8 protein-coding genes are annotated in these 8,428 nt (G+C 67.3%); 5 read left to right on the top strand and 3 right to left on the bottom strand.

The annotated features are described in order from the left end of the window. From ACSNN9_RS17600 to ACSNN9_RS17590, 3 genes are all read left to right on the top strand, one after another. Positions 1-1,600 (top strand): class E sortase (locus ACSNN9_RS17600; RefSeq protein ID WP_436674410.1); only part of this gene is annotated, 1,600 nt, incomplete at its 5' end. 2 nt (positions 1,601-1,602) lie between these two features. Next, positions 1,603-1,887, top strand: coding sequence for a hypothetical protein (locus ACSNN9_RS17595; RefSeq protein ID WP_436674408.1), 285 nt, complete (start codon positions 1,603-1,605; stop codon positions 1,885-1,887). A 7-nt stretch (positions 1,888-1,894) separates the two neighbouring features. Further along, complete coding sequence (locus tag ACSNN9_RS17590) at positions 1,895-2,545, top strand: aminodeoxychorismate/anthranilate synthase component II (protein WP_436674406.1); 651 nt, start codon at positions 1,895-1,897, stop codon at positions 2,543-2,545. Between the two features lie 22 nt (positions 2,546-2,567). Here the strand turns inward: ACSNN9_RS17590 and ACSNN9_RS17585 are convergent, their stop codons facing one another. Then, entirely contained in the window at positions 2,568-2,912 is a 345-nt protein-coding gene (locus ACSNN9_RS17585; protein WP_436674405.1) for a hypothetical protein, read from the bottom strand. A 380-nt stretch (positions 2,913-3,292) separates the two neighbouring features. Between ACSNN9_RS17585 and ACSNN9_RS17580 the strand changes: the two genes are divergently transcribed. Both ACSNN9_RS17580 and ACSNN9_RS17575 read left to right on the top strand, forming a co-directional pair. Continuing rightward, positions 3,293-5,440, top strand: coding sequence for a glycoside hydrolase domain-containing protein (locus ACSNN9_RS17580; protein ID WP_436674404.1), 2,148 nt, complete (start codon positions 3,293-3,295; stop codon positions 5,438-5,440). Between the two features lie 126 nt (positions 5,441-5,566). Next, on the top strand, positions 5,567-6,115 hold the full coding sequence (locus ACSNN9_RS17575) for a hypothetical protein (RefSeq protein ID WP_436674402.1): 549 nt from the start codon (positions 5,567-5,569) through the stop codon (positions 6,113-6,115). 405 nt (positions 6,116-6,520) lie between these two features. Here the strand turns inward: ACSNN9_RS17575 and ACSNN9_RS17570 are convergent, their stop codons facing one another. After that, entirely contained in the window at positions 6,521-7,690 is a 1,170-nt protein-coding gene (locus ACSNN9_RS17570; RefSeq protein WP_436674400.1) for an ABC transporter permease, read from the bottom strand. A gap of 59 nt (positions 7,691-7,749) precedes the next feature. After that, positions 7,750-8,424 (bottom strand): ABC transporter ATP-binding protein, encoded by a 675-nt coding sequence (locus ACSNN9_RS17565; RefSeq protein WP_436674398.1) that lies wholly within the window; start codon positions 8,422-8,424, stop codon positions 7,750-7,752. Positions 8,425-8,428 lie beyond the last annotated feature (4 nt).

Raw genomic sequence — 8,428 nt, 5'->3', positions numbered from 1 at the left:
CCCCGGCCCCGCGGACTTCGGCCGCCCCGGCCCCGCCGACCTCGGCCGCCAGGAGCCCTCGGATCCCGGCCGCCCCGGGCCCGCCAACCTCGACTGGCACCGGCCCGCCGCCGCCGACCGGCGCGGCTCCGCCGACTTCGACCGACGTGGGCCCGTCGGCTCCGACCGGTCCAGGTCCGCCGACTTCGACCGCCAAGGGCCACTCGACTTCGACCGGCGCGGGTCCGCCGACTTCGACCGACGTCAGTCCGCCGACTTCGACCGCCAAGGGTCCGCCGGCTCCGGCCGACGCGGATCCGGTGAATTCGACCGGCCCGGCCCCCGCGACTCACGCCGACCCGGCCCGGCGGGCTTCGACCGTCCGGACTCCGCCGACCGCCGCCGCCCCGGCCCGGCCGACTCCGGCCCGGCCGCCGGTGCCGGCGCGCCGGCGTCGTGGCCCGGCGCCGGCCCGGTCCGGCCGGCCACCCCACCGCAGCCCACCGCGCCGTCCGACGACCTCCGGCGGCCGGGCGGGGCCGGGGGCGAGCACTCCCTCCGCCCGCCGGTCGATCGGGCCGCCGCCAGGGAAGGCCAGCCGACCGCCGACGCGCCGACCGCGTTCATCCCGAAGGTGGGCGCGTCGGGCACCGGCCCGTCGGCCCCGGTCTCCCCGGCCAGCCCGGGCCGCGAGGTCGATTCCGGGGCCACCGCCCTGATCCCGGCCGTCTCCGGGCGTACGCCGACCGCCCCGGCCGCCCTCGTCGAGTCCACCGCCCTGATGGGCGCGGTGCCGCGTCCTCCGAAGACGGACGAGCCGGAGAGCTCCGACGCTCCCGCCGAGCAGCCTCGGCCACGCCGGGGCGAGCGGGTGGTCCAGCTCCGGCCGGAGCAGACCGGCGAGGGCTACAAGAGCGTCTACTCGGAGCTCACCCGACCGTCGCTGGGCTCCCGACTGCGCACCGGCATCCGGGTCAGCGGCGAACTGCTGATCACCTTCGGCCTGGTGGTGCTGCTCTTCGCCGGCTACGAGGTCTGGGGCAAGTCGGCGATCGTCGACGCCCACCAGACCGACCTCAGCCAGCAACTGGCGCAGGCGTGGGGCCCCGAGGGCGACCCGACCGTGGCGCCGTCGGCGAGCGCGTCCACCAAGCCGAAGCCGCCCGTGCAGGGCAAGCCCATCGCCGGGCTCTACATCCCCAAGCTCGACAAGAACTGGGTCGTCGTCGAGGGCGTCACCCAGAAGGACATCCGGTACGCGCCGGGCCACTACCCCTCCAGCGCCCTACCCGGCCAGGTCGGCAACTTCTCCGTCGCCGGGCACCGCAACCGGGCCACCTTCTGGCGGCTCGACGAGCTGAACGACGGTGACGCCATCGTGGTGGAGGGCAAGACCGACTGGCACGTCTACAAGGTGACCGAGAGCCGGATCGTCAAGCCCACCCAGGTCGAGGTGGTGGCGCCCGTGCCGGGCAAGCCCGGGCAGAAGCCGACCAAGTCGATGCTCACCCTGACCACCTGCAACCCGAAGTTCGACAACTACCAACGCCTGATCATCCACGCCGAGCTGGCACGCAGCCAGCCGAAGTCGGCGGGGCGCCCGGCGGAGCTGGGGGGCTGACGGTGTACGGCTGGATCTGGCGCAAGCTGCCCTTCGGGCTGCCCGGCAAGCTCACCGGCAGCCTGCTGATCGCCAGCGCGATGGTGGCCCTGCTCTGGTACGTGGTCTTCCCGTGGGCCGAGCCCCTGCTGCCCTTCGACGACGTGCAGGTCACCCAGGACTCCGGCGACCCCGGCGGTGACGTGGTGCCGGGCGGCGGGGAGGGCGACGGCGCCCCGACCGGCGACGAGCACGACCTGCCGTACGACACCGACCAGAACAACACCCCGCCCTCTCCGAACGAGTGAGCCCCTGATGCGTGTCCTGGTGATCGACAACTACGACTCGTTCGTCTTCAACCTGGTGCAGTACCTGGGTCAGCTCGGCGTGGACTGCGAGGTCCGGCGCAACGACGAGATCGAGGTCGCGGAGGTGGGGAAGGTCGGCGCGGCCGGCGTCCTGCTCTCGCCCGGCCCGGGCAGCCCCGACCGCGCCGGCATCTGCCTCGACGTCATCCGCGCGTACGGGGGCGAGCTGCCGATCTTCGGTGTCTGCCTGGGTCACCAGGCGATCGGCGAGGCCTTCGGCGCCACCGTGACCCGCGCCCCCGAGCTGCTGCACGGCAAGACCTCCGAGGTCCGCCACCACGACGTCGGAGTGCTCGCCGGCCTGCCCGACCCGTTCACCGCCACCCGCTACCACTCCCTCGCCGTGCTGCCCGAGACGCTGCCCGAGGAACTGGAGGTCACCGGCTGGACGGGCTCCGGTGTGGTGATGGCGATGCGGCACCGGACGCTGCCGATCGAGGGCGTCCAGTTCCACCCGGAGTCGGTGCTGACCGAGGGCGGCCACCTGATGCTGGCGAACTGGCTCGCCGCCTGCGGTCACGCGGAGGCGCTGGAGCGGGCCCCGGCGCTGGCCGCCGAGGTGGACGCGCGCCGCCGCGCCGCCTTCGCCACGGCTTGACAGGCGTCCCCACGCCATATGGTCAGTACCCGTCCTCATCCTGCCGACGGGCGCGCGCGACCAGGAGTGTGACGGCCAGGACCGTCACCGAGACGACACCGACCGCCTGACCTATCCGGCCGATGCGCTTCGCGTTGCAGGTCCGGTGCGCCTTCTCCCAGTAGTCCCCGTCCGAGGGGCCTGCCCAGAAGTCCAGGTCGAGCTTCAACGCGTTGCCGCAACTCTTCTGCTCGTGGTCTCCCGGCCCGAGGATGTAGACCGGTAGGGCCAGCAGGAGCAACACCACAGCGCTCCCGAGCCAGGCGACCCGGGTCGGCGTCACCCAGGTGTCGAATCTCGATCCGTCTCGCTCGGTCCCGGCCTTCATCGGGCCGATGGTAGAGCATTCCGAACCCTGCCGCGGCAAAGTCATCACCTCGCTGCCATCCACATCGTCTACCTGTGGCGGTAGTCAGGGCCGGTGCGGCACTGGGTGGAGCAGATACGCCGAGAACAAGTCCCACCGGACGCCAACCGGCGAAGCCGGATATGGCGCATTCATCGGATATGCCGCCCCCCGCCACCGCCGATCATGTCATACGATCCTTTGGTCGCGCCGACAGATGTTCATCTCGGGCCAGCATTCGCCATATCGGGCAGATCAGCATCGGCGAATGCAGCTCAGCGGGCCGGTACAACCCGCAGTCATGCATTCAGTTCTTGCACCATGCCCCCTACAGCTCGATTCATCGAGTGAAACGAGGAGCAATGCCTGTCACTATCCACAGCCGCGCGACGTGGGCCCCTTACGTTGCGTTGGAAAAGCGCGGGCACGCCGCCGCTCCGCCCGCCCCTAGCGAAAATCCCGCGTGGGATCCGGTCGGCGGTGTATTCATTCACTATCGGGGCGGGTCGAATCCGCTCGGCGGCGATTACCCGACAGAGGAGGACTGCCTCCGGGACATCGCCGCGGTGTACGAGATGCACACCAGCAACGACGATTTCGAGGGAGACATCGGCTACAACTTCCTCATCTGTCAGCACGGCAAGATCTACCAGGGCCGGGGCTACGAGCGCGGCGAGGCGAACGCTCCGGGATACATCGGCACCCTGGGCCGTAACGCGGGATACTACTCGATCTGCGCCCTCATGCGGGCGAACCACACCGCCACTGAACCCCTGTTGCAGGCGTACCGGTCGCTCATCCACCATCTTCGCGAAGAAGCGCCCAGGAAAACCGGCACCCAGATCTGGCCGCACTCCTACGGCTACGGGACCGAATGCCCGGGGCATCTCCACATGTACGCGAAGCCGGGGTCGACGATCGACCCGGCCGCACCGTGGATCGGTCTCGGCGATGTCCATGTCTACGCGGCCCAGAAGTGGGTGAACGCCACCTACGCGAGCGCCTCCGGATATATCTCATGCCCCGAAAACGGGAAAACCGGATGGTCCACCGTGCTCTCCCTCACCCAGGCGCTGCAGCACGAGCTCGGCATCTCCCCGACGGTGCAGACCTTCGGCCCCGGCACGTTCGACGCCGTCAAGCGACGCAACACGCAGCCAAGCCGCGAGGTGAATGGGAACCTCATCCGCATCTACAATAGCGCGCTGTTCTGCAAGGGCTATTGGGCTTCCACCACCTACGGCAACTGGGGTCCCGACTCCCAAGTCGCTCTTGAGCGTCTCTACAGAGATGCTGGGCTGACGTATGCCGGCCAAGACGAGAACACGATGTGGCCACACATCGTCAAGGCACTGATGCGGATGGACCAGTTCCGCCTCGTTCCGGGCGGCGACATCAACATCCAGAACATCCAGAAGAGGTTGAACTCGCGCTACGTTGCCGGAATCAAAATTCCCGCGATGGGCTTAGTCCCCTGTGACGGCATCTACTCTCGAGACGTTCAGCAGGGCTTCATGATGGCGGTCCAGTACGAGATCGGCATCCCTCTCAGTTCGATCAACGGCTACTTTGGTCCGGGTACCCAGTCGGGGCTGAGGGGGAAGGGTTCGGGAACGCTCACCGGCGACTTGAGATACCTGTTCCGCTCGGCTTGCTACTTCAACTCGCCGACCATGCTGCCGGGCGACCCCCAGGTGCCGCTGATGTACCGCCCGGAGGACATCGGCACCGACACCCTGACCAGCACCCACCTGAACTGGGTGCGCGCGTTCCAACGCTTCTCACAGATTCCTGTGACAGGGCACAACGACTACACGACCTGGGCCCAGTTGCTCGTCTCCAGCGGTGACACGGACCGGCCCGCCACCGGATGCGACTGCATCACCGAGATCACCGCCACCCGCGCAGCGGCACTCAAGACCGCCGGTTACCAGATCGTCGGCCGTTACCTCGATGAACACCTGCCGCCTACCGACCCGGACTACCTCGGCAAGGCTCTCAAACCCGGCGAGCCGCAGACCATCCTGAACGCCGGACTGAGGTTCTTCCCGATTTTCCAGTACAACGGGCGGGAGCTGTGGAACTTCACGTACGAGAAGGGGTTCGATCAGGGCTGGATTGCCCATCAGAAGGCGATCGAGTACCGAATCCCAGCCGGCACCTGCATCTACTTCGCCGTCGACTACGACGCCATGGACTCCGAGATCGACAGCAACATCAAGCCGTACTTCGAGGGCGTCAAGACGGTCTTCGCCGGTCAGGGCAACCGTTACCGTTTCGGCGTCTACGGCTCCCGCAACGTGTGCACCCGCATCTCACGCGAGGTCGGGGCTCGCTGGTCGTTAGTCTCCGGGATGTCCTGGGGTTTCTCGGGCAACCTCGGCTATCCCCTCCCAGAGAACTGGTCGTTCAACCAGATCAAGGAATACACGTTCCAGGCCGGTTGGGGGCTGGACCACAACGTATGGCGTGATGGAAGTGACCCCGGCGTGTCCACCCTCAGCGACTAGTTAGGAATCCACATGGTTACCAGACGTAGTCTCCTCGGGGCCGCCGCTGGCACCGGTGTCCTCGCCCTCGCCCCCAGCTTGCCGGCCAACGCGGCCGGCAAGGGTGCCGGGCGGTGGACCCGAGAGGTGTCCGCGAACGGCTGGAAGATCGACCCCGCCGCCATCACGACCTACCGTGTCGAGGGATCCAATGCCTCAGTTGCACTGCGGCGGGGCCGGGCCGCAGCAGTGTTGCTGCACATAGCCCGCCGCTGGCACTACGAAATCGCTCCTCTGGATACCGGTGAAGGCGGGGGAATCACCGGACACACCACGCGACGTACGATCCGGGCGGGGTTCGAGTCCAACTACCTGTCCGGCACCGCTCTCGCACTCCACCCGACCGCCTACCCAACCGGCGGCAGCGAGCGGCTGTGGCCGCACCACGAGGCGATCGTGCGGGACATTCTCGCCGATTGTCAGGGCACCGTCGTCTGGGGCGGTGACCTGAACCCGGCGAAGGCCTCACACTTCGAGATCGTCGCCCGCCCGGCCGACAAGGTCCTCGCCCAAGTTGCGGCTTACCTGGACACCAGCGCGCAGACGAAGTTCAAATCGCAGACCGCTGGCATGGTCGCCGATCCGGCGACGCCGGCCCGTCGCGAGAAGGTGCGCAGGCTTCCGCGCCCGCGCTGACCCTGTCACCCGACACAGGGAGCGGCGGCTCCGGCAACAGCGGCTGAGGACTCTCGTCGTCAGACGGGATCCGGCCTCATCCCCAACACGAAACCCGCCAGTGAAGTGACTCGAGGGCACGCTTCATCGCCGGCTGTGTGACCTTCCGTCGAACAGGTCAGCGGGGCACTCCAGGCAACACCAGGAGATGGACGGGCTCCATCCGTTCCCCGGGATAGAGCCCGTCCGTCTCGTTCGGCGCGGGCTGCTTACGGTCGAGCCAAGATTCTGCGTACGTCGAACAGGGCCCAGAACCTCGCTTACACCCGGGATAAGATTGGCCCGGGGCAGGCCTTCCTCCGGCTGGCTTCCAGATCGAAGCCCAGGGGAGTTCCTGGAGGATGGTCACGTCGCCGGTGCTCCCGGCTACCGTTGCAGCGCCGCCACAGGCTCGATCCGCATCGCCTTCAGAGCGGGAATCAGCCCCGCGATCAAACCGGCTGCGGCACCGGCCGCCGTTGCGACCACCGCCTGCTTGAGATCTATGACGGGTTGCCACCCGTTCCACAGCGAGGCGCCTACTGTGACGGTGACTCCCAGCAGGGCGCCGACCATTCCGCCTGCCAGGCCGAGCACCGTGGTCTCGCCCAGGAGCTGTACGAACACATGCACAGGCCGCGCGCCCACAGCACGACGCAGCCCGATTTCGGACGTCCGCGCGGCGATGCTTGCGCTCGCCGCGTTTCCGATCGAAACGGTGCCGATCGCGAGGGCGACAATGCTCAACAGAAGGCTCAGTTGGGTGACGCTGTCCTCCACACTACGACGCAGCGTCATGGGGTCTGGTGGCGCGATCGCTCGCAACGATTCCGGGCTCTGGGGATGGAGCGCGAGCGGTGCCTGGCGGCCTATGTACTGGGCGGCGCCGGGCGCCGTCTCGATGAGCACCTCGCGTTCCACCTGGTCCGCGCCGACGCCCAAGGCAAGTTGCTCGGCAACGCGAAATGGGATGAGAAGGGAGAGCATTGTCTCCGGGCTACGTTCCACCTCGTCGAAAATCCCGATTACGCTGTACGCCTGATCCTCGACGAAGACCGCGACGCCGGTCCGTTGCACTCCCAACCTGTCAGCAATGCTTTTGGGTAGCAGGGCTACCTTCGCGGCGGCTTCCTCATGGAACTGGTCCGGCAGTCGCCCAGTGACAAGTTTCGGCTGGATGACCTTCAGTGCGTCAGGATCAGCGCCGACAATCCGCGCAGAGGCGGTGTTGCCATCGAGCGTAGCGGTGCGTTGAACCCGCCGTTCCAAAAGGGAGAGCCGCGCTCCGGCAGCCTGCACCCCATTAAGTGAGCGAAGCCCTTCCAGTTTCTCAGGCTCCTGCCAGTCGGACGAAACATACGCGTCCTCGGCGCGTACGATCACCTGCGTCGCCCGGTGCAGGTCGAACTCAGCGGATACCTGTCGACCAAGCGTCGAACTGAGACCGAGGGTTGAGACGAACGCGGCCGCCCCCAGCACGGTCCCGACTGCGGTCACGAGTGACCTGCCGGGGTTGCCGGCGATGGAGGTCCACGACTCCCGGATCAGATCCGCCACCCGGAGTTTCGCAACGCTAACCCCTAGTCCGGCGAGGGCCCGGGCGTTGTTCCAGCGCCTCACCTCTGCTCCTCTCGCACCCGGCCGTCTGTGACCGAGAGTTGACGGGTACCGACAGAAGCGACATGGAGGTCGTGCGTGACGACGACGACGGTCAGACCGCCCTGGTGTAGTTCCCGCAGCAGGTCGAGCACCTTGCCCGTGTTCCGGCTGTCCAGGTTTCCGGTTGGTTCGTCGCAGAACAAGACGGACGGCTTGGTTGCGATAGCACGGGCGATGGCGACCCGTTGCCGTTCGCCGCCCGACATCTGTCGCGGATCCGCATGGCTGCGGTGTGCCAGCCCGATGCGCTCCAAGGCCTCTGCGGCGATCTGTCGCCGCTCGCGCGCCTTGTGCGGGCCATAGAGCATGCCCAGTTCCACGTTCTCGAGAGCGGTTCGGCGCAGCACGAGGTGATAGGACTGGAACACGAATCCGAACTTCTGGCCTCGGACGGCGCCTCTAACCTTCTCACCGGCCGCCGCCATGTTCACTCCGCCGATTTCATAAGACCCGGCGGTCGGACGATCCAGTAGACCGAGAACATTGAGTAAAGTCGACTTCCCGGATCCAGATGCTCCTGTTATGGTAACGAAATCTCTTTCGTTTATATCGAGATCGGTCGGGCGCAAGGCATGAACCGGATGACCGTCGTTGTAGGTTCGCTCGGCACCTCTGAGTCGCAGACAAATCATCGAA

Origin of the sequence: Micromonospora sp. URMC 107 (genome assembly GCF_051386315.1) — a bacterium.
Lineage (GTDB): Bacteria > Actinomycetota > Actinomycetes > Mycobacteriales > Micromonosporaceae > Micromonospora.
This window is presented reverse-complemented; position numbering and strand designations above follow the sequence as displayed.

What these genes read in the sequence shown, in the direction of transcription:
- ACSNN9_RS17580 (WP_436674404.1), top strand. Translation starts at nt 3,293, where the DNA reads ATGCCTGTCACTATCCACAGCCGCGCGACGTGGGCCCCTTACGTTGCG.
- ACSNN9_RS17585 (WP_436674405.1), bottom strand. Translation starts at nt 2,912, where the DNA reads ATGAAGGCCGGGACCGAGCGAGACGGATCGAGATTCGACACCTGGGTG.
- ACSNN9_RS17590 (WP_436674406.1), top strand. Translation starts at nt 1,895, where the DNA reads ATGCGTGTCCTGGTGATCGACAACTACGACTCGTTCGTCTTCAACCTG.
- ACSNN9_RS17565 (WP_436674398.1), bottom strand. Translation starts at nt 8,424, where the DNA reads ATGATTTGTCTGCGACTCAGAGGTGCCGAGCGAACCTACAACGACGGT.